The 18279-nt window shown below is 34.2% G+C and carries 20 protein-coding genes; 11 read left to right on the forward strand and 9 right to left on the reverse strand.

Annotation, left to right across the window (positions count from 1 at the left end):
• Nucleotides 1-15: 15 nt before the first annotated feature.
• The 5 genes from HM986_RS04460 to HM986_RS04480 form a co-directional block, all read right to left on the reverse strand.
• Nucleotides 16-2181 carry a prolyl oligopeptidase family serine peptidase gene (locus HM986_RS04460; protein WP_179333860.1) on the reverse strand — a complete coding sequence of 722 codons (2166 nt, stop codon included), beginning with the start codon at nt 2179-2181 and terminating at the stop codon, nt 16-18.
• 174 nt (nt 2182-2355) lie between these two features.
• Nucleotides 2356-3345, reverse strand: a complete 990-nt coding sequence (locus tag HM986_RS04465; RefSeq protein WP_179333861.1) for an aspartate-semialdehyde dehydrogenase — start codon at nt 3343-3345, stop codon at nt 2356-2358.
• Nucleotides 3346-3530: 185 nt separating this feature from the next.
• A complete protein-coding gene (gene mscL / locus HM986_RS04470) occupies nt 3531-3932 on the reverse strand; it encodes a large conductance mechanosensitive channel protein MscL (RefSeq protein ID WP_179333862.1) in 402 nt (133 codons plus the stop codon).
• Between the two features lie 81 nt (nt 3933-4013).
• A complete protein-coding gene (gene alr / locus HM986_RS04475; protein WP_179334391.1) occupies nt 4014-5120 on the reverse strand; it encodes an alanine racemase in 1107 nt (368 codons plus the stop codon).
• Nucleotides 5113-5760: a thymidine kinase gene (locus HM986_RS04480; RefSeq protein WP_179333863.1), complete on the reverse strand. Its 648-nt coding sequence runs from the start codon at nt 5758-5760 to the stop codon at nt 5113-5115. The genes alr and HM986_RS04480 overlap by 8 nt, the downstream gene beginning before the upstream one ends.
• A gap of 190 nt (nt 5761-5950) precedes the next feature.
• Here HM986_RS04480 and HM986_RS04485 point away from each other — a divergent pair, with 190 nt between their 5' ends.
• The 6 genes from HM986_RS04485 to HM986_RS04510 all read left to right on the forward strand — a co-directional run bounded on the left by HM986_RS04485 (nt 5951) and on the right by HM986_RS04510 (nt 10189).
• Nucleotides 5951-6739, forward strand: a complete 789-nt coding sequence (locus HM986_RS04485) for a hypothetical protein (RefSeq protein ID WP_179333864.1) — start codon at nt 5951-5953, stop codon at nt 6737-6739.
• The gene (locus HM986_RS04490; RefSeq protein WP_179333865.1) at nt 6739-7095 is read left to right on the forward strand and encodes a DoxX family protein; all 357 of its coding nucleotides are present in this window, start codon (nt 6739-6741) and stop codon (nt 7093-7095) included. Before HM986_RS04485 ends, HM986_RS04490 begins: the two co-directional genes overlap by 1 nt.
• Before the next feature lie 40 nt (nt 7096-7135).
• Nucleotides 7136-7810: a 16S rRNA (cytidine(1402)-2'-O)-methyltransferase gene (rsmI, locus tag HM986_RS04495; protein ID WP_179334392.1), complete on the forward strand. Its 675-nt coding sequence runs from the start codon at nt 7136-7138 to the stop codon at nt 7808-7810.
• Between the two features lie 3 nt (nt 7811-7813).
• Nucleotides 7814-8158: a HopJ type III effector protein gene (locus HM986_RS04500; RefSeq protein ID WP_179333866.1), complete on the forward strand. Its 345-nt coding sequence runs from the start codon at nt 7814-7816 to the stop codon at nt 8156-8158.
• Nucleotides 8159-8248: 90 nt separating this feature from the next.
• Nucleotides 8249-9610 (forward strand): dihydrolipoyl dehydrogenase family protein, encoded by a 1362-nt coding sequence (locus HM986_RS04505; RefSeq protein WP_179333867.1) that lies wholly within the window; start codon nt 8249-8251, stop codon nt 9608-9610.
• Nucleotides 9611-9613: 3 nt separating this feature from the next.
• Nucleotides 9614-10189 (forward strand): uracil-DNA glycosylase family protein, encoded by a 576-nt coding sequence (locus HM986_RS04510; RefSeq protein WP_179333868.1) that lies wholly within the window; start codon nt 9614-9616, stop codon nt 10187-10189.
• Nucleotides 10190-10530: 341 nt separating this feature from the next.
• Here the strand turns inward: HM986_RS04510 and HM986_RS04515 are convergent, their stop codons facing one another.
• Both HM986_RS04515 and HM986_RS04520 read right to left on the reverse strand, forming a co-directional pair.
• Nucleotides 10531-11304: a toxin-antitoxin system YwqK family antitoxin gene (locus tag HM986_RS04515; RefSeq protein WP_179333869.1), complete on the reverse strand. Its 774-nt coding sequence runs from the start codon at nt 11302-11304 to the stop codon at nt 10531-10533.
• Nucleotides 11305-11321: 17 nt separating this feature from the next.
• Complete coding sequence (locus tag HM986_RS04520; protein WP_179333870.1) at nt 11322-11924, reverse strand: carboxymuconolactone decarboxylase family protein; 603 nt, start codon at nt 11922-11924, stop codon at nt 11322-11324.
• Between the two features lie 66 nt (nt 11925-11990).
• On the opposite strand from HM986_RS04520, the gene HM986_RS04525 reads away from it, so the two are divergent.
• From HM986_RS04525 to nrtS, 5 genes are all read left to right on the forward strand, one after another.
• On the forward strand, nt 11991-12419 hold the full coding sequence (locus tag HM986_RS04525; RefSeq protein ID WP_179333871.1) for an OsmC family protein: 429 nt from the start codon (nt 11991-11993) through the stop codon (nt 12417-12419).
• A 16-nt stretch (nt 12420-12435) separates the two neighbouring features.
• Entirely contained in the window at nt 12436-14127 is a 1692-nt protein-coding gene (gene recJ / locus HM986_RS04530) for a single-stranded-DNA-specific exonuclease RecJ (protein WP_179333872.1), read from the forward strand.
• A 69-nt stretch (nt 14128-14196) separates the two neighbouring features.
• A complete protein-coding gene (locus HM986_RS04535; RefSeq protein ID WP_179333873.1) occupies nt 14197-15309 on the forward strand; it encodes an OmpA family protein in 1113 nt (370 codons plus the stop codon).
• A gap of 74 nt (nt 15310-15383) precedes the next feature.
• Entirely contained in the window at nt 15384-16655 is a 1272-nt protein-coding gene (locus HM986_RS04540; RefSeq protein WP_179333874.1) for an MFS transporter, read from the forward strand.
• A gap of 66 nt (nt 16656-16721) precedes the next feature.
• A complete protein-coding gene (gene nrtS / locus HM986_RS04545; protein ID WP_179333875.1) occupies nt 16722-16946 on the forward strand; it encodes a nitrate/nitrite transporter NrtS in 225 nt (74 codons plus the stop codon).
• Here nrtS and HM986_RS04550 read toward each other — a convergent pair.
• The gene (locus HM986_RS04550) at nt 16943-17719 is read right to left on the reverse strand and encodes a UDP-2,3-diacylglucosamine diphosphatase (RefSeq protein WP_179334393.1); all 777 of its coding nucleotides are present in this window, start codon (nt 17717-17719) and stop codon (nt 16943-16945) included. The genes nrtS and HM986_RS04550 overlap by 4 nt on opposite strands.
• Before the next feature lie 10 nt (nt 17720-17729).
• Complete coding sequence (locus HM986_RS04555) at nt 17730-18182, reverse strand: 6-pyruvoyl trahydropterin synthase family protein (RefSeq protein ID WP_179333876.1); 453 nt, start codon at nt 18180-18182, stop codon at nt 17730-17732.
• Nucleotides 18183-18279: the final 97 nt, after the last annotated feature.

Genomic DNA, 18279 nt, shown 5'->3' on the forward strand with positions numbered 1-18279 from the left:
TAAAAGCTCTAATTATTAGCCCTTTACTTTTTCCTGTGTCTTAGTTGGCAAAGCTTCAAATCCCATATTATATAATGTAAATCCAAAAATATCCGTATACTCTTCAATTGTTTTGCTTACAGGTGTCCCCGCTCCATGACCCGCGTCTGTTTCAATTCTAATAAGCGTTGGGTTAGTGCCAGTTTGCTTACTTTGTAATTCTGCAGCAAACTTAAAACTATGTGCTGGCACTACGCGATCATCATGATCTCCTGTAGTAACAAGTGTTGCAGGGTATTTTACCCCTTCTTTTACATTGTGAACAGGCGAATAACCTTTTAGATAGTCAAACATTTCTTTACTATCTTCTGCCGTTCCATAATCGTATGCCCAACCAGCTCCCGCTGTAAATGTATGGTAACGCAACATATCTAAAACACCTACAGCAGGTAAAGCAACTTTCATTAAATCTGGACGTTGTGTCATTGTTGCTCCAACTAATAAACCTCCATTAGATCCGCCTCTTATAGCTAAGAAATCTGATGATGTATACTTTTCTGAGATAAGGTATTCTGCTGCCGCGATAAAATCATCAAATACGTTTTGCTTTTTAAGCTTTGTTCCGGCGTTATGCCATGCTTTTCCATACTCACCTCCCCCTCTTAAATTTGGTACCGCATAGATACCACCTTGCTCCATCCAAACTGCATTTGCAATACTAAAACTTGGCGTTAAACTCACATTAAACCCACCATATCCATAAAGTATTGTTGGGTTTTTACCGTTGAGTTCAAGTCCTTTTTTGTGTGTAATTATCATGGGTACTTTAGTTCCATCTTTTGACGTATAAAAAACTTGTTTGCTTTCGTAATCCTCCGGATTAAAATCAATACTTGGCTTTCTGTACAACTCTGAAATTCCGTTTTCTATATCATATTTATAAATACTTCCAGGAGTGACATAATTTGCGAATGAATAATAAAGCTCCATATCATCTTTCTTTGCTCCGAAACCAGCAACTGTACCAATACCTGGTAATTCAATTTCTCGTATTAATTTCCCGTCATAATCATACTGCAGTACTTTTGAAACGGCATCAACCATATAATTTGCAAAAAAGTAACCTCCACCAGTTGATGGACTTAAAACATTTTCTGTTTCGGGAATAAAATCTACCCAATTTTCTGGAGTTGGATTTGAAGCATCAACAGTTACAATTCGTTGATTTGGAGCACCCAAGTTCGTCATAATATAAAGCTTTGAACCTACATTTTCAATGATGTTAGAATCACTATCGGTATGGTCTAAAATAGTTATAAGCTTGCTATTTGGATTTGACAAATCCTTAATAAACAGTTTATTTCCAGAGGTAGAAATACTTGCCGCAATAATAAGATACTTATCATCTTCTGTGACTCCACCTCCAATATATCTATGTTTTTCTTCAGGAATTCCTCCAAAAATCAATTGATCTTCAGATTGTTTAGTTCCTAGTTTGTGGTAATATACCTTATGCTGATCTGTTTTTGCCGACAACTCACTTCCTTTTGGCTTATCGTAACTAGAGTAATAAAACCCTTCATCTTTATACCAAGACATGCCGCTAAATTTAATATCGACTAAGGTATCCTCAACAATCTCATTAGATTCGACATTCATTACAAGAATTTTTCTCCAATCGCTTCCTCCTTCAGAAATCGCATAAGCTAATGTCTTTCCGTTTTTAGAAAAGCTCATACCTCCTAATGAAATTGTTCCGTCTTCTTTAAATGTATTAGGATTTAAGAAAACCTTAGCGGTTTTTGGATCTTCGTCTGTTTTATATCTATAAATAACCGATTGGTTTTGCAAACCATCATTTTTAGAGAAATAGGTATAATCCCCTTCTACAAATGGCGCACCTATTTTTTCGTAATTCCAAAGTTTTGTAAGCCGTTCTTTTAATTCTTGGCGATAAGGAATCTGCTCTAAATAACCAAAAGTAACTCCGTTTTGGCTCTTAACCCATGCCTCGGTTTCTTCACTTTTGTCATCCTCTAGCCATCGGTAAGGATCCGCTACAGCTTTATCAAAATAAGTATCGGAAGTATCTGTTTTATTAGTTTCAGGGTAATTTATAGTAGTCGTTTTCACAGTATCGCTTTCATTTTTACAAGACCCAAAAATTGCTAGCACTAAAGCGGAAATAAGTATTTTTTTCATAATTAGATTTTTTTGAAATAAGCATCACCACCTTAAGTATAGGGTTTAATAATAAACCACTAAAAGTAAATTTGGAATGACAATATATACAGAATTTCAACTAACTACATAAATAATCAGTTGAAATTCTTGAATATACGCTATTTTAAAATAATCTAAATTGCTTTTATAAAACTACACTAAAGCATTTTTTATAAGATATTCTGCTATTTGAACCGTGTTTGTTGCGGCTCCTTTTCTTAGATTATCGCTAACAACCCAAAGATTTAAAGTGTTCGGTTGAGACCCATCTCGTCTAATACGACCAACAAAAACATCATCCTTACCATTAGCATACATAGGCATAGGATATACGTTAACATCTAAATTGTCTTGTATTGTAATGCCATCTGTATCGTTAAGCAATTGTCTTACCTCACTAACATCAAAATCGTTATGGAACTCAACGTTAATTGCTTCACTATGACCACCAGCTGTTGGAATTCTAACTGCTGTTGCAGTTACCGCAATGGATTTATCATTAAGAATTTTTTGAGTTTCATTTACCAATTTCATCTCTTCTTTGGTATACCCATTCTCTTCAAAAACGTCGCAATGTGGAATTGCATTCTTATGAATTGGATACGGATATGCCATTTCACCTTTTATACCTGCAATTTCATTTTCCATTTGCTCAACAGCCTTAACACCTGTACCAGATACAGACTGATAGGTTGACACCACAATACGTTTAATTTTATATTTTTTATGAAGCGGAGCTAATGCCATCACCATCTGAATCGTAGAGCAATTAGGATTAGCAATAATCTTATCTGTTTTTGCTAACTCATTAGCATTAATTTCAGGAACGACCAACTTTTTTGTTAAGTCCATTCTCCAAGCTGAAGAGTTATCGATAACCGTTGTACCAACCTCAGCAAATTTTGGCGCCCATTCTAAAGACGTGCTACCACCCGCAGAAAACAAAGCAATATCCGGACGTTTTTCGATAGCAGTAGGAATACTAATCACCTCAATATCCTTACCCTTAAATTTTAATTTATTGCCCACAGAACGCTCTGAAGCTACTAATAATAATTCGTCTAAAGGAAAATTACGCTCCTCTAATACTTTAAGCATTACATTACCAACCATGCCTGTTGCACCTACAATTGCTACTTTCATAAAACATATTTTTAGAACTTTCAAAATTATAATATTTCTTTAAGTATATGGTTCTATTTAGTCTTAAAAATGTAATAAAAATAAAGCGTTTTAATTATTGATTTTGCAATTAAAAAAAGAAACCCAGACTATTACAGTCTGGGTTTTGTTAAAAATAGTAGTGTAGCGATGAGGCTATACGTCATTTACTTTTTTAATGAATCTCTGATTTCAATTAATAAATCAACTTCAGATGGTCCTGCAGGCGCAGCTGGCGCAGGCTCTTCTTTCTTCTTCATTTTATTAACTCCCTTTACAACAAGGAACATTACAAATGCCACAATGATAAAGTCAATTACATTCGTTAAAAATGTACCGTATTCTAAGAAAACATCTCCAACCACTTCTCCAGCGTCATTTAACGTTCCTTCTTTTAACTGGTATCTCAATGCTTTAAAATCTGAGTCGAAAATCATACCAATTAACGGAGATACTATACCTCCTGTAAATGCAGTAACAACTTCTTTAAAAGCGGCACCCATTACAAAACCAACAGCAATGTCTATAAGGTTACCCTTCATTGCAAATTCTTTAAATTCTTTTAACATAATCTAGTATTTTAATTTTTAGTTAGGTTACTAATAAGACACCAAGTTACTAAAAAAGTCACAAGATGTTAAAAAATATTTTTAAGGTAGAAATACACGCTTTATCCGCTGAGATAATGCGGTCAATATTTCATAAGAAATTGTACCTGCAGACTCCGCAATTTCATTGGCTTTATGAGTTTTATTAAAGATAATAACCTCATCACCTTCCTTACAGTTAATATCTGTTACATCGACCATAATCATATCCATACAAACATTACCAATGATGTAAGCTTTCTCTTCATTAATAAAAACGAAGCCTTTTTTATTACCATAGATACGACTTAGACCATCTGCATGACCAATGGGTATTGTGGCAACCCTTTCAGTACGATTAGACGTATGCGCTCTGTTGTAACCGACAGACCTCCCTTTTTCTATCTCATGCATTTGAGACACAACAGATTTTAAACTTACTATAGGTTTAAAATTCTTATCTTCTAATTCTGAATTTCCAAATCCATATAAACCAATCCCACTTCGCACCATATTAAAATGAGCTTCGGGATAATTAATAATACCTGAAGTATTACAAAGATGCAACCAAGGTTCTATTCCGGATTTTAATTTAAAGTTTGAAGCTATAGCTTTAAAAGTTTCAATCTGTTGTTTAGTAAAATCCTTTTCATTTAGGTCTTCACTTGCTGCCAAATGAGAAAACATGGTTTTTACAGATACTGCTTTGGTAGACTCTAGCATGGCCACTATAGCATTTACATCGTTTGGATCAAAGCCTAAACGATTTAAACCTGTATTAAACTTAAGATGTATGGGGTAATTTTTTTGACCTTTTTCCTCTGCTACGGTTATAAAGTCATTTAAAAGTTTAGCACTGTAAATATTAGGTTCTAGACATCGGTCTATTAACGTTTCAGCATTTATAGCTTGCGGATGCAAAACTAATATTGGGGTTTTAACGCCAGCATCCCTTAACGCTATACCTTCTTGCGTATAAGCCACAGCAAAATAATCGACGCTTAATGTCTCGAGATGTTTAGCTATTTCTACGGAATCGCTACCATAAGCAAAGGCTTTAACTACGGCTAAAAATTTTGTTTCTGGTTGAAGTCTCGATTTTAAATAATTGAAATTATGTGTCAGCGCTCCTAAATCAATCTCAAGAATAGTTTCTAGAGCCCTAGACATTTTGGTTGTCATTTTTAGAGTCTATTTCCTCGGCATCATTAACTTTCATTTGCCTTACTTTATCGCGTTGCATACTTTTATAATAAGCAGCTCTACTTAGAGGTTCGTATTCATTCACTTCTCCAAGTAAAACTAAATCATCACTCAATGCTTTTCTGTAACTGTATTGTGCTAAATTCCCAGTTTTTGTACAAACAGCATGTACTTTAGTAACGTATTCTGCCGTTGCCATAAGATTAGGCATTGGTCCAAAAGGATTACCTTTAAAATCCATATCTAAACCCGCAACAATAACACGAACTCCTTTATTCGCTAGATCATTACAAATACGAACAATTTCATCATCGAAAAATTGCGCTTCATCAATACCAACCACATCGCAACCATCCGCTAAAATTGGAATATTAGCAGCAGCAGGTACCGGAGTAGAACGGATTTCATTGGCATCGTGAGAAACAACCATCTCTTCGTCGTAGCGCACATCCACAGCTGGTTTAAAAATTTCCACCCGTTGTTTTGCAAATTGGGCACGTTTTAATCTCCGAATTAATTCTTCCGTTTTACCGGAAAACATAGATCCGCAGATGACTTCAATCCACCCAAATTGTTCTTTCTGATTTACTGTATTTTCGAGAAACATTTTGTAATTTTAGCACTAAATCAAAGATCGATCTTCGATTTTATAAAGGTGAGACAAATTTATTAAAAAATAGAAAGCAAAACTTACGAAAACATAATAAAGAGATTATATTCCTCTTTTATTTAGTATAAGAATTGTTTTTCAAAACCGAAAAAAACGCTAAAGTGCTTCATTATAAAAATTTAGAACTATGAAAAAGAAATTAGAGTCAGAATTAGTTAGTATTGCCCATAGGATTCTAAAATTAACAGGCAGAGAAGATATCAATAAACTTCATGAAGAAGTTGCTGTGCTTTATGAAAAATTAACTGTTTTAAAATTTGCAAAGGATAATTTTGAAGACAGAATTCCAACGATTGGTCATGACTCTTCATTTTTCGATATGCTAGATGCGGCATTTAATAATAAATATAGTGACAATATAGAGGTCGAAGACAAAACCTATGTGCATTTGGATGAAACTGAAGATGATGGTATAATGGAACCTGTGATGACTAAGATTAAAAACTTGGTATCGCATATGCCTGATGAAGACATTGAAGAAAAACCTATACCAGAGGAAACTCCTACACCAGAAAAAGTCTTACCAAAAGCATCTAAAGAAGAACAATCTTTTATTGAATTTGAAACTATCACTTCTGGTTTTGATAAAATACCAGAATTCGAACCTATTGAAGAAGCACAAAAACGTGAGGTTGAAAAAACAGCGGTAGAAATTACAAACAAATCATTAAATGATAGATTAAAAGGTCAAAACCTAAAAATAGGATTAAATGATAAATTAGCTTTTATTAAACATTTATTTGAAGGAGAAAGTGAAGATTATGACCGTGTAATTTCTCAAATTAATACCACAGCAACTTTACCAGAAGCTAAATCTTTAATTTTAGAAATGGTAAAACCAGATTATAACAACTGGGAAGGTAAAGAAGAATACGAAGAACGCTTTCTTCAATTGATAGAAGGAAAATTTAATTAATGAGAGTCAAACAAATTATTTATTGGTTTTGTACCATTGTATTATGCCTAATTTTTCTGTATTCAGCACAGATGTATCTGTTAAATACAGAAATGACAAAGGGTTATTTTGAAAGCCTCAACTATCCTAGTTATTTTGTTATACCACTCGCTATTTTAAAACTTCTTGGTATTGCAATGGTTTTATGGAGAAAAAGTAAATGGTTAACAGAATGGGCTTATGCAGGTTTCTTTTTCGATTTAGTTTTAGCAACAGCAGCACATCATTATGCTGGCCATGGTATTTTTGGCTTTTCGTTTTACGGATTAATAGTCCTTTTTCCGTCTTACTTTTTAGGTAAATATTTAAGAGACTAAATTATAACTTAAAATATTCTCGATGTCTCGGGAAATAAATATGGGTAAACTATACTTAGTACCAACACCAATTGGAAATTTAAAAGATATCACTTTTAGAGCTATCGACGTTTTAAAAGAAGTCGATTTAATATTGGCTGAAGACACCAGAACTTCAGGTAAACTTTTAAAGCATTTTGAAATTACCACACACATGCAAAGCCACCATATGCACAATGAGCATAAAACGGTGAATCATTTAATTGAAAAACTAAAAGCCGGTTTAACCATTGCAGTCATTAGTGATGCTGGTACACCAGCCATTTCAGATCCTGGATTTTTATTGGTAAGAGCTTCTGTAGAACATGGGATTGAAGTGGATTGTTTACCCGGAGCAACCGCATTTGTACCTGCTTTGGTAAATAGTGGGTTACCAAATGATAAGTTTGTATTTGAAGGCTTTCTTCCTGTTAAAAAAGGAAGACAAACAAGACTTTTACTTTTAGCCGAAGAAACGAGAACTATCATTTTTTACGAAAGTCCTCATAAGCTCATAAAAACGCTCGGCCATTTTTGCGAATATTTTGGTGAAGATCGCTTGGTTTCTGTTTCTAGAGAAATAACAAAGTTGTACGAAGAAACGATTAGAGGAACCGCAAAAGAAGTTTTAGATCATTACACCAACAAACCACCTAAAGGCGAAATTGTAATTGTCGTAGACGGAAAACACAAATAGAATATGATTTTAGAAGATTTTTTAGCCAAATTAAAATCTAATCCTAAACAGATTGATTTTTCTGAAACCACGGCTGTAATAGAAACCTATTACCAATTTACACCAACGGCATTCACAAATGGAACTTTAGAAAATTCTGAAGACCAAAACTCAGGCTCTTGTAAACTATTTGCCTTTGCTGTTGATCAAAAATTAACAGCAGAAGAAACCTTAGCTTGTTTTGGGACCTACTATTTTGAAGATGTCCTTATAAACCCAAAAGGAACAGGACATCAAAACATCCGAAATTTTATAGCAACAGGATTTGAAGGCTTAGACTTTAAAGCCTTTCCTTTAAAAAAGAAATAACAGCACTTTTCGTAATTGGGTTAACCTTTACACCTACAGCATCAGTCGTTATCGTTTACTTTCCTTAATTTTCTATTTCAAACTAAAATTATGAAGACTAAACATTATAACGTATTTGTTATTGGTAGTGGTATTGCAGGCCAAACAGCAGCAAAAGCTTGCGTTGCATCAGGATTAACAGTTGCTATTTCAGATAAAAGAGAATTTGGAGGCACCTGCTCTACACGAGGTTGTGATCCTAAAAAAATAGTGATTCAATTTGCAGACTTAGCACAACACTCTAACCAACTTAAAGGTTTCGGAATTAAAAAATCACCTAAAATTAATTGGAAAGCCGTTCAGAAATTTAAAACGTCTTTTACCAAACCCGTTCCGTCATCTACAGAAAGTGATTTAAAAGATTTAGGTATTGATTTGTATCATCAATCTCCAAAATTCATCAGTAAAAATGAAATTACAGTTGAAGGTAAAACCATCTCTGCAGACAAATTTGTAATTGCTACAGGTTATGTCGCACGACCATTAGAGTTTGAGGGTTCAGACCTATTAAAAACTAGTGATGACATTCTTAATTTGAAAAAAATCCCGAAATCAGCCATATTTATTGGTTCGGGTTATGTTGGAATGGAATTTTGCTACATGCTTTCAACATTAGGTTGCGACGTCACTATGATTGAAGTTAGTGATACTGCGCTTACACAATTCGATTCATTTTTAGTTGAAAAACTCATCAAGGTTTTAGAGAACAATGGTGTAAAATTTATGTTTAACACGAAGCCCACGGCGGTTAAAAAATTGAAGAAGAACTTAAAGCTGACGTATGAAAAAGACGGTAAATCAAAAACGATAAAAGCCAGAAAAATATTTAATACCGCAGGTCGCGTGCCAGCAGTAGAAAAATTAAATTTAGAAAATGCGGGGATAAAAGCTGATGCATCTGGAGTTTTGGTCAACGATTTTATGCAAAGTACAAGTCATGAAGAAGTGTACGCCTGTGGAGACGTCTCCAGTAAATCGCTACCTTTAACACCGCTTTCTGGTTTGCAAGGTTATATTGCAGGCCATAATATCATAAATGGCAATTCTAAAGAATTCGAAAACCCTTTAGTACCTTCCATTGTTTTTACGAAACCACAATTAGCAAGTGTTGGCTACTCCGAAGAGGAAGCCAAAAGCCGATATAAAAACGTCATAGTTTATAAAGGAGATACTTCTGACTGGTTTAATGCAAAAAAGGAACATGCAGAAGCTTATGCCTATAAAATTCTGGTTAACGAGCGCACTCAAAAAATAGTAGGAGCCCATTTATTGAGTACGCACGCCAATGAAACGATTAATACTTTAGCCATGGCAATAAACGCAGGTATGACTATACGTGAATTTAAAAAACAAATATTTACGTACCCTTCTTATACCAACGATTTAAAAAGCATGTTGAAGGATGATGATTAAAACATGAAAGAATTACTTCATAATATAAGTCAATGTACCCTCTGTAAGGCACATTTGCCATTAGGTCCAAGACCTGTAGCAACAGCACATATTAATTCTAAGATTGTAATTATTGGTCAGGCACCAGGTACAAAAGTGCATCAATCTGGGATTTCTTGGGACGACCAAAGTGGAAAAAGACTAAGACAATGGCTTAATGTCACCGACGAACAATTCTACAATACAGAAAACTTCGCCATTATCCCTATGGGATTTTGCTATCCAGGGAAAGCGAAAACGGGCGATCTACCACCACGATCAGAATGTGCGCCTCAATGGCATCAACAAATATTTGATAAAATGCCAAATGTAGAATTGATTATTTTAATTGGAGCTTACGCGCAGAAATATTATTTGAAAGAGAACGCAAAACGAACCTTGACAGAAACTGTAGGTGATTATAAAGAGTATTTACCAACCTATTTTCCAATTCCACATCCTTCACCCACGAATCGGTTTTGGAGAAGTAAGAATGCTTGGTTTGAGGAATTGGTGGTGCCTGAATTGCGAAAGAAGGTAAAAACTATCCTGAACCTGTAATTGGATTGAACACCATTTGTAAAATTGTTTTTAATTTTTCTGTCTGAAAAATAATCAAATAGAAAAGCAAACCGAATATCGCCAGTACAACCTTATAGACTATAAATTTTAAATACTTAAGTGTATGCTTTCCTTTGAACTTTATATCTATTAAACCCATAATTTCGTTGTTTTAAACTAAATTATGTTAAGCGACTTCTAATTATTTTGACATCACTTAATCACTTATATATAACGGAAAAACTGCTTTTTTGTAAGGATTTCATTCTAACTTTTCTTTCAAAAAAAACAAAACCTCACTATTTCTAGTGAGGTAATTTATAAAGTCTTGTGCTTTTATTTTAATTAAACAAGTTAAAATATTTCAAACCGTCTTGCGGATTAGCCTTCAAATCAACGCGTTTTATTTCCTTACCATCCTCATTTAATTCAAGTATAAACATGGTATCATTTTCTTCAACACGTTGCAAGTACAAGTGAGTTGTACCATCTTCATTATAAAATTTTACAGTTTCATAATTATCATAATTAGATGATACCATTTCGGAATAGATTCTCCCTTCAACAATCTTTTGCGTAATTGTTCTACTGTCTTTTATAAAACGCTGAGACACTATATGACCTAACAAATTAAAATTTTGGGTTTCTATAGGTTCTCCGTCTTCAATTTTCGATTCCGATTGTATTTTTCCATTATAAAAATATGAATATTGACTACCTACCAAGATATCATTACTATAACTACTCTTCTTGTTTAGAACTCCATCATAATAATACATCAGCTCATCACCATGTCTTTTACCATTAGAATACTTTGTATGAGAAAACATTTCACCATTGGGATGAAAAACAATATAATCACCATTTAATATCCCTTCTTTAAATTCAAACTCCTCCCATTTAGACATTTTATCTCCAACAACAAAATAGCCATCCATAAACTCTTTAGTCTTATTCAGTATATAATAATCTATTCCATTATAGTTATTAATTGTGTAGGCACCTCTTTCTATAAAAGTGAAAGAATCGTCATTTTTATCCTTTTCAGAAGACTTACAGCCAATTAGTAATAACGAATTTACTAAAATTAAGAAAGTGAATTTTAAAAACTTCATTACCAATTTTATTGTAATTAATACTGAGACCCATCATGCTTCCCAAATTCAAACCCATGTTTTCCAAGGTATTGATTCCCGCTTTCAACGGCTCCTTCTTCAATATTAGTCCCCATAGAATCATTCCAGCGGTTTAAGTATCCAAAAAGAGAAATGACGCCTAACATTTCTACAATTTCACCTTCGTCCCAATGTTGATATAAACGTTCTTTTATCTCCGCATCAACCGCATTTGGCACTTGTGAAGCTGCTAAACTAAAATCGAGTGCAGCACGTTCTGCATCAGAAAAAGCAGCATGCGTTCTGTATTCCCAAATATTATCCAATTGTTCTTGTTCAGCTCCGTAACGTTCAGCTGCTCTGATGGCATGTGCTTGACAGTACCTGCAGCCTGTTGCATTACTACTCACCCAAGCAATCATGCGTTTTAAGGCTGAGGTTACTCTACCCTCATTGGCCATAACCGCTTTATTTAAATTGATGAACGCTTTACTTATTGCTGGTCTGCGCTGCATGGTTAGAACCGAATTTGGACAAAATCCAAGGGTTTCATTAAAGAATTCTGCTAATGCCTTAGTTTCTAAATCGTGGTCAGCAGACAATGGTGTTACTAATGCCATAGTTATTTTTTTAGTAGTATTTTTGAATGAACAAGATACTAGTTCTAATTTTTAAACTAAAAACAAATGGCAGATAAAATAACAACACATTGGAGGGGTAACATGACTTTTGAATCTGATAACCCAAGATGGCCATCCATTATGATGGATGCTTCTGAAGAATTTGGAGGTACAGGTTCTGGAATGGCACCTAAAGCCATGATGCTATCTTCTTTAGCAGGATGTTCGGGTTTAGATGTGATTTCTACTTTAGATAAAATGAAAGTTGAAATCGATGATTTTAAAATGGATGTTTCTGGTGAATTAACAGACGAACACCCAAAATATTACCATACCGTAGTTGTAGATTACCATTTTTATGGTGCAGATTTAAACGAAAAAAAATGCGAACGTGCGGTAAATCTTTCTGTTGAGAAATACTGTGGAGTGATGGAAATGTTTCGTCAGTTTGCAACCGTTAAAACCCATATTCACTTTCATAAAAGCACAAAATAAAGCTTCCTAAGATACTATGCGTTGGACATTAAAACCAAAACCAGAAGCCACTCAAGTGGCATTAATGAAGAAAGCACTTCAAGTTGATGATATTGTTGCCACATTATTGTTGCAACGTGGCATTGACACTTATGATGCTGCTAAAACTTTTTTTAGGCCTAGTTTCAAAGAGCTTCACGATCCATACCTCATGAAAGATATGGATAAAGCGGTTGCTAGAATCGAAAAAGCCATTGAAGGAGGTGAAAATATTATGGTTTATGGCGATTATGATGTTGATGGAACCACATCTGTCGCATTAATGTCTTCGTATTTAAAAACAAGAACGGATACTGTTGCGACTTACATTCCTGATCGATATGACGAAGGTTATGGCGTCTCTTATAAAGGTATTGACTTTGCAGACGATAATGAGTTTTCACTAATTATTGCGCTCGATTGTGGTATAAAAGCCATCGATAAGGTTGCTTATGCTAAAGAAAAAGGCGTTGACTTTATAATCTGTGACCACCACAGACCAGGAGCTGAAATTCCGGATGCAGTGGCTGTTTTAGATCCTAAACGCAACGATTGCGATTATCCGTTTAAAGAATTGTGTGGTTGTGGTGTGGGCTTTAAATTAATCACAGCTTTAGCATCCAACCAAGGGCAAACCGTTGAAGATTTAACCGAATATCTCGATTTGGTCGCGACTGCTATCGGTGCCGATATTGTACCAATTGTAGACGAAAACAGAGCCTTGGCTTACATGGGTTTACATATTATAAACACCAACCCAAGACCAGGAGTGAAAGCGATTATTGCTGAGGTTAAAAAGGACTATCTCACCATTACAGATGTCGTTTTTATTATCGCACCTCGGATTAATGCCGCAGGACGAATGAAACACGGTAACCATGCTGTAACCCTATTAACTGAAACCGATTTTAATTTAGCAGCAAAATATGCCGTAGAAATCGACAATTTTAATACAGATCGTCGTGAAACGGATAAACGTATCACAAAAGAAGCCTTAGTTCAAATTGAAGAGAATAACGAACAAGAAGGCTTCACCACAGTTGTTTATGATGAATCATGGCACAAAGGGGTCATTGGTATTGTCGCATCTCGTTTAATAGAAACCTATTATAGACCAACATTAGTATTTACAAAAAGTGGAGACAAATTAGCCGCATCAGCACGTTCGGTTTCTGGTTTTGATGTGTATAATGCATTAGAAGCCTGTAGCGAACATATTGAACAATTTGGTGGTCATAAATATGCCGCAGGTTTAACTTTAGATCCAAAAAATTACGAGGCTTTTAAAGCCAAATTTGAAAGTGTCGTCAAGGAAACCATCGATCCAAAATTATTAACTCGCGAACTAAAAATAGATTTAGACATTGAATTAGGAGAAATCAATGATAAATTAATGCGAATCCTAAAACAATTTGCACCATTTGGTCCTGGAAATATGTCGCCTACCTTTATGTCTCAAAACTTAAAAGATACAGGCTGGGGAAAATGTGTTGGAGAAGATGATAAACATATTAGATTAACTGTAACCCAATCATTCAATGATAAAATTGTCTGTATTGGTTTTGGTTTAGGAGATAAAATTGATATCATAAAAAGTAAAAGACCGTTTAGCACAGCGTATTCCATCGATGAAAACCATTGGAATGGTAATGTGAGCTTACAGTTGAAACTAAAAGATATTAAAGAATAATAAACCCTGCAAGGTTTCAAAAACCTTGTAGGTATAAAATATAAGTGATTATCTCTCCGTTGATTGTGTATGAAACAACCAATCGTATTGCTCCTACTTCTTTGTGGCTTTATTTCCATAGGTCAAAACTTAGTACTCAACCCCAGTTTTGAGGATCATAGAACAAAACATTGCATTTCAATTTTAGGAGGTTTTAATATTCATATTACAAATTGGTCTATACCAAATTATGGATCAACAGATTTTTTTGTCACATGCGAAGCGACTATGGGAGGTAGAAACTATAATGGATTTCAAGAAGCTAAAGCAGGAACAACTTATGCTGGCATGTATTTGTTTACAGACAAAAACTACAGAGAATATGTGCAAGGGGAACTTTCTAAAACATTAATAAAAGGAAAGAAATACACAATGACTTTTTATTTGAGTTTAGCAGATAAATCGTCTTATGCTTTAAAGGATATTCAAGTTTTAATTACGGAAGAAAAATTAAAACCTTGTCATAATTCTAATGCTTGTGATAAGGCTATTAAACCATCTAAAGCGACTGAAGGAAAGTTTAAAATGTATTCAAATCCTGATAATATTTATTTGTCTAATAAAGAGTCTTGGATGGCATATACTTTCGAATTTACAGCCGAAGGTTATGAGAACTACTTTTCTATTGGTAATTTTTATAGAAATGCTAAAACAAAAAAAGAAGATGTATTATCTAATAGTCCTTTTTTGTTTTCGTATTACTATATCGATGACATTTCAATTGAACCCTCAGAAAAAGGCGAAGTGAACGTCAAAAAAGATACACTCAAAACGGTTAAAGCACCCACCATTAAAACTAATGAGATTTACACCTTCAAAAATGTGTTATTTGACTTTGATAAAGCCCAATTATTAGCTATTTCAAAAGAAGAACTCAATCAACTATACAAGCATTTAGAAATTAATCTCAAGTTAAAAGTTGAAATCTATGGTCACACAGATAGCATCGGTTTAGAAACCCGAAACCAAGAATTATCAGAACAACGTGCCAAAGCCGTTTCAGATTATTTAATTGAAAAGGGTTTAGATCTAACTCGAATAACATCCTTTGGCTTTGGAAGTACACAACCTATTTCAACTAATGACACAGAAGAGGGACGACAATTAAATAGACGTGTTACTTTTAAGTTAATTGAAATGTAAAATAAACCTCAGCTTATTTTACATTTGTACCTAATCAATTGCAGACCTGCTAGGTCTCATATCTTTATATTAAAGTGGCAAAAAACGATCCATACGCAGCATTAAGAATTAAAGAATTCAATATTTTTTTACTAGTTAGATTTGCATTAGTGTTTGGTTGGTCTATGCAGTTTATTGTTATAGAATGGCAAGTGTATTCTATAACTAAAGACCCCTTATATTTAGGTTTAGTTGGTTTGATGGAAATAATTCCTGCTTTTTCTATGGCGCTCTTTGCTGGTCATATTGTAGACCAAAAGGAAAAACGCAATCTTTTTGCTCTTTGTATTGCTGCGTTTTCCTTAATTAGCTTAGGCTTATTTTTCTTAACATGGGACAGAATAGTTGGAAATTGGGAAACACAAACTATCTTAATTTTTGTTTATATTTTAGTGTTTTTTGGTGGCTTTTTGCGCTCGTTTTTTGGTCCCACAATATTTTCGTTAATTGCTTTAATTGTTCCTAAAAAAAATTATCCAAATGCGGCAACTTGGAGCAGCAGTACTTGGAAAGCCGCAACAGTTTCTGGAGCTTTATTCGCCGGTTTTTCGATAGATTGGATTGGCGTACACACCACCCTTTGTATCGTTTTTGCTTTAGTAACACTAGCTTTAGGCGTTACCTTTTTTATTAAGAAGAAACCGATTTTAAACCCAAAGATTGGAGAGTCTGTAAAAGAAAGCTTAAAAGTTGGACTGCGATTTGTTTTTAGCAATAAAGCTATTTTAGGTGCTTTATCTTTAGATATGATTGCTGTATTATTTGGTGGAGCAGTAGCTTTATTATCTGTTTTTGCTCAAGACATCTTACATGTTGGCTCTAAGGGTTTTGGGATATTAAATGCTTCTGTTTCTATAGGTAGTATATTAACTATGTTTATAACAACGTATTTACCAGTGAATAAAAATGCAGGTAAAAAACTACTGATTTCCATTTTTGGGTTTGGGATATGTATTATAATTTTCGGCTTTTCAGAATTGTTTTGGTTGAGTGTTTTAGCTTTATTCTTTTCTGGTGTTACAGATGGAGTGTCTATGGTCATAAGACAAACTATTTTACAGCTAAAAACACCAGACCATATGCGTGGTCGTGTGGCATCGGTTAATTCTATGTTTGTAGGCTCTTCTAATGAACTTGGTGCTTTTGAAAGCGGATTAGCCGCTAAAATTCTTGGCCCTTCTATTGCTGTTGTTTTTGGTGGTGTAATGACACTGATAACCGTAGCCGGAATTGGAATTAAAAATAAAACCTTAAGAGACTTGGACCTTACCGTAGATATTGAAGAATTTGAAAAAGAAGAAGTATAAAATAACCATTACGACTAATCATTTTCGTTACTTTTGCCATTAGAATATTTTAATTTTTCATTTAGCATGATTCTAAAACTGCTTAAAATAGCTTTAGAAAAAGACATTGTCATCTCTTCTATTAAAGTCGCCATTGTAGTTGGTTGTATTTTAAATATCATCAATCAAGGGGATCTTTTATACCATTTAAATTTTGAGAACGTAAGTTGGTTAAAACTTGCCTTATGCTTTGTGGTGCCGTATTCTGTGTCTACTTACGCATCCGTTAAAGTGAAAACAGGACGTAATTAATACTTCTTCAATTCAAAATTTTTACCGTCAAAAACTCCGTAGGTATAATACTGAATCCAATCGCCTAAATTAATATACTTAGAGGTCTCGTTTAGTTGAATTTCTAAAGGTAAGTGTCTGTGACCAAATACAAAGAAATCTCTGTGTTTCTCTTCGAGTTTACGCTTACAATACACAGCTAACCATTCATTGTCTTCTCCTAAAAACTTCGCATCATCATCGCCTGAAATCATTTTGTTTTTTACAGACATATATTGTCCTATTTTGATTCCAATATCAGGATGCATCCAATTGAATAGCCATTGAAAGAAAGGACTCGTAAAGACCTTTTTCATGCGTTTGTAGCCTTTATCTCCAGGTCCTAAACCATCACCATGACCAATAAAAATTATTTGGTCGCTAAGCGTAGTAGAATCGCCATGACTAACGGTAAACTCTTCAGGTTTATGATACACAGGAATACCTAATTCTTCTTCAAAATAGCCGTTCATCCATAAATCGTGATTACCCACAAAATAATGAATAGGAATTCCGGAATCAGCAATTTCGGCCAATTTCCCCAAAGTTCTTGTAAATCCTTTTGGAACAACGGTTTTATATTCGAACCAAAAATCAAATAAATCTCCCATGAGAAAAATAGCAGCAGCATCATGCTTGATCTCATCTAACCACGCGACGAATTTTTTTTCACGAGGTCGAGAGGCTTCACTAGTTGGTGCTCCTAAATGATTATCTGATGCGAAATAAATCTTTTTTCCGTTGGCAATATGTATATGATTCGGTTTACTCATTATCACTTGCAAACCATTCTGCGAAAGAAGACGCTGTTTCAGAAAGCCTTAATGAATGTAATTTGATGTTATTTGGCAAGCGTTGTTTAATTTTTTCGGCAAAATCAATCACCATCATTTCACTTGTTGGTTGGTAATCTACTAATAAAACATTGTGATCTCTTGCTTGTAGTTCCTTGGCTAAATCTACATGTGGTGTGTTTTTATTAAAAACGGTAGCATGATCGAAAACATCAACAATTTCTTCCTTTACAATCTTCTTTAAATCACCAAAATCAATCACCATTCCAAATTTTACATTATTAGAATCTGCTATTGGTGTTCCAATTACGGTAACATAAAGTCGGTAACTGTGGCCATGTACATTTTTACACTTGCCATCATAGCCATAAAGTGCGTGACCTGTTTCAAAAGAAAACTGTTTTGTAATGCGAATTTTACTCATGTTGTTCTACAATTATCTTGCAAAGATATTATAAATGTAAAAGGAATAGCTTTTTAGATTACATTTGCGCACTTTTTTTAATTTTTGTAAAAGCATG

Source organism: Winogradskyella costae (genome assembly GCF_013403865.1).
Classification (GTDB): domain Bacteria; phylum Bacteroidota; class Bacteroidia; order Flavobacteriales; family Flavobacteriaceae; genus Winogradskyella; species Winogradskyella costae.

Bases quoted from the DNA above. Each gene is read 5' to 3' on its own strand.
- HM986_RS04520 (WP_179333870.1), bottom strand. From the start codon at position 11,924: ATGGCATTAGTAACACCATTGTCTGCTGACCACGATTTAGAAACTAAG.
- HM986_RS04485 (WP_179333864.1), top strand. From the start codon at position 5,951: ATGAAAAAGAAATTAGAGTCAGAATTAGTTAGTATTGCCCATAGGATT.
- HM986_RS04535 (WP_179333873.1), top strand. From the start codon at position 14,197: ATGAAACAACCAATCGTATTGCTCCTACTTCTTTGTGGCTTTATTTCC.
- HM986_RS04465 (WP_179333861.1), bottom strand. From the start codon at position 3,345: ATGAAAGTAGCAATTGTAGGTGCAACAGGCATGGTTGGTAATGTAATG.
- HM986_RS04490 (WP_179333865.1), top strand. From the start codon at position 6,739: ATGAGAGTCAAACAAATTATTTATTGGTTTTGTACCATTGTATTATGC.
- nrtS (WP_179333875.1), top strand. From the start codon at position 16,722: ATGATTCTAAAACTGCTTAAAATAGCTTTAGAAAAAGACATTGTCATC.
- mscL (WP_179333862.1), bottom strand. From the start codon at position 3,932: ATGTTAAAAGAATTTAAAGAATTTGCAATGAAGGGTAACCTTATAGAC.
- HM986_RS04500 (WP_179333866.1), top strand. From the start codon at position 7,814: ATGATTTTAGAAGATTTTTTAGCCAAATTAAAATCTAATCCTAAACAG.
- HM986_RS04505 (WP_179333867.1), top strand. From the start codon at position 8,249: ATGAAGACTAAACATTATAACGTATTTGTTATTGGTAGTGGTATTGCA.
- HM986_RS04525 (WP_179333871.1), top strand. From the start codon at position 11,991: ATGGCAGATAAAATAACAACACATTGGAGGGGTAACATGACTTTTGAA.
- rsmI (WP_179334392.1), top strand. From the start codon at position 7,136: ATGGGTAAACTATACTTAGTACCAACACCAATTGGAAATTTAAAAGAT.
- HM986_RS04515 (WP_179333869.1), bottom strand. From the start codon at position 11,304: ATGAAGTTTTTAAAATTCACTTTCTTAATTTTAGTAAATTCGTTATTA.
- HM986_RS04510 (WP_179333868.1), top strand. From the start codon at position 9,614: ATGAAAGAATTACTTCATAATATAAGTCAATGTACCCTCTGTAAGGCA.
- recJ (WP_179333872.1), top strand. From the start codon at position 12,436: ATGCGTTGGACATTAAAACCAAAACCAGAAGCCACTCAAGTGGCATTA.
- alr (WP_179334391.1), bottom strand. From the start codon at position 5,120: ATGTCTAGGGCTCTAGAAACTATTCTTGAGATTGATTTAGGAGCGCTG.
- HM986_RS04460 (WP_179333860.1), bottom strand. From the start codon at position 2,181: ATGAAAAAAATACTTATTTCCGCTTTAGTGCTAGCAATTTTTGGGTCT.
- HM986_RS04555 (WP_179333876.1), bottom strand. From the start codon at position 18,182: ATGAGTAAAATTCGCATTACAAAACAGTTTTCTTTTGAAACAGGTCAC.
- HM986_RS04480 (WP_179333863.1), bottom strand. From the start codon at position 5,760: ATGTTTCTCGAAAATACAGTAAATCAGAAAGAACAATTTGGGTGGATT.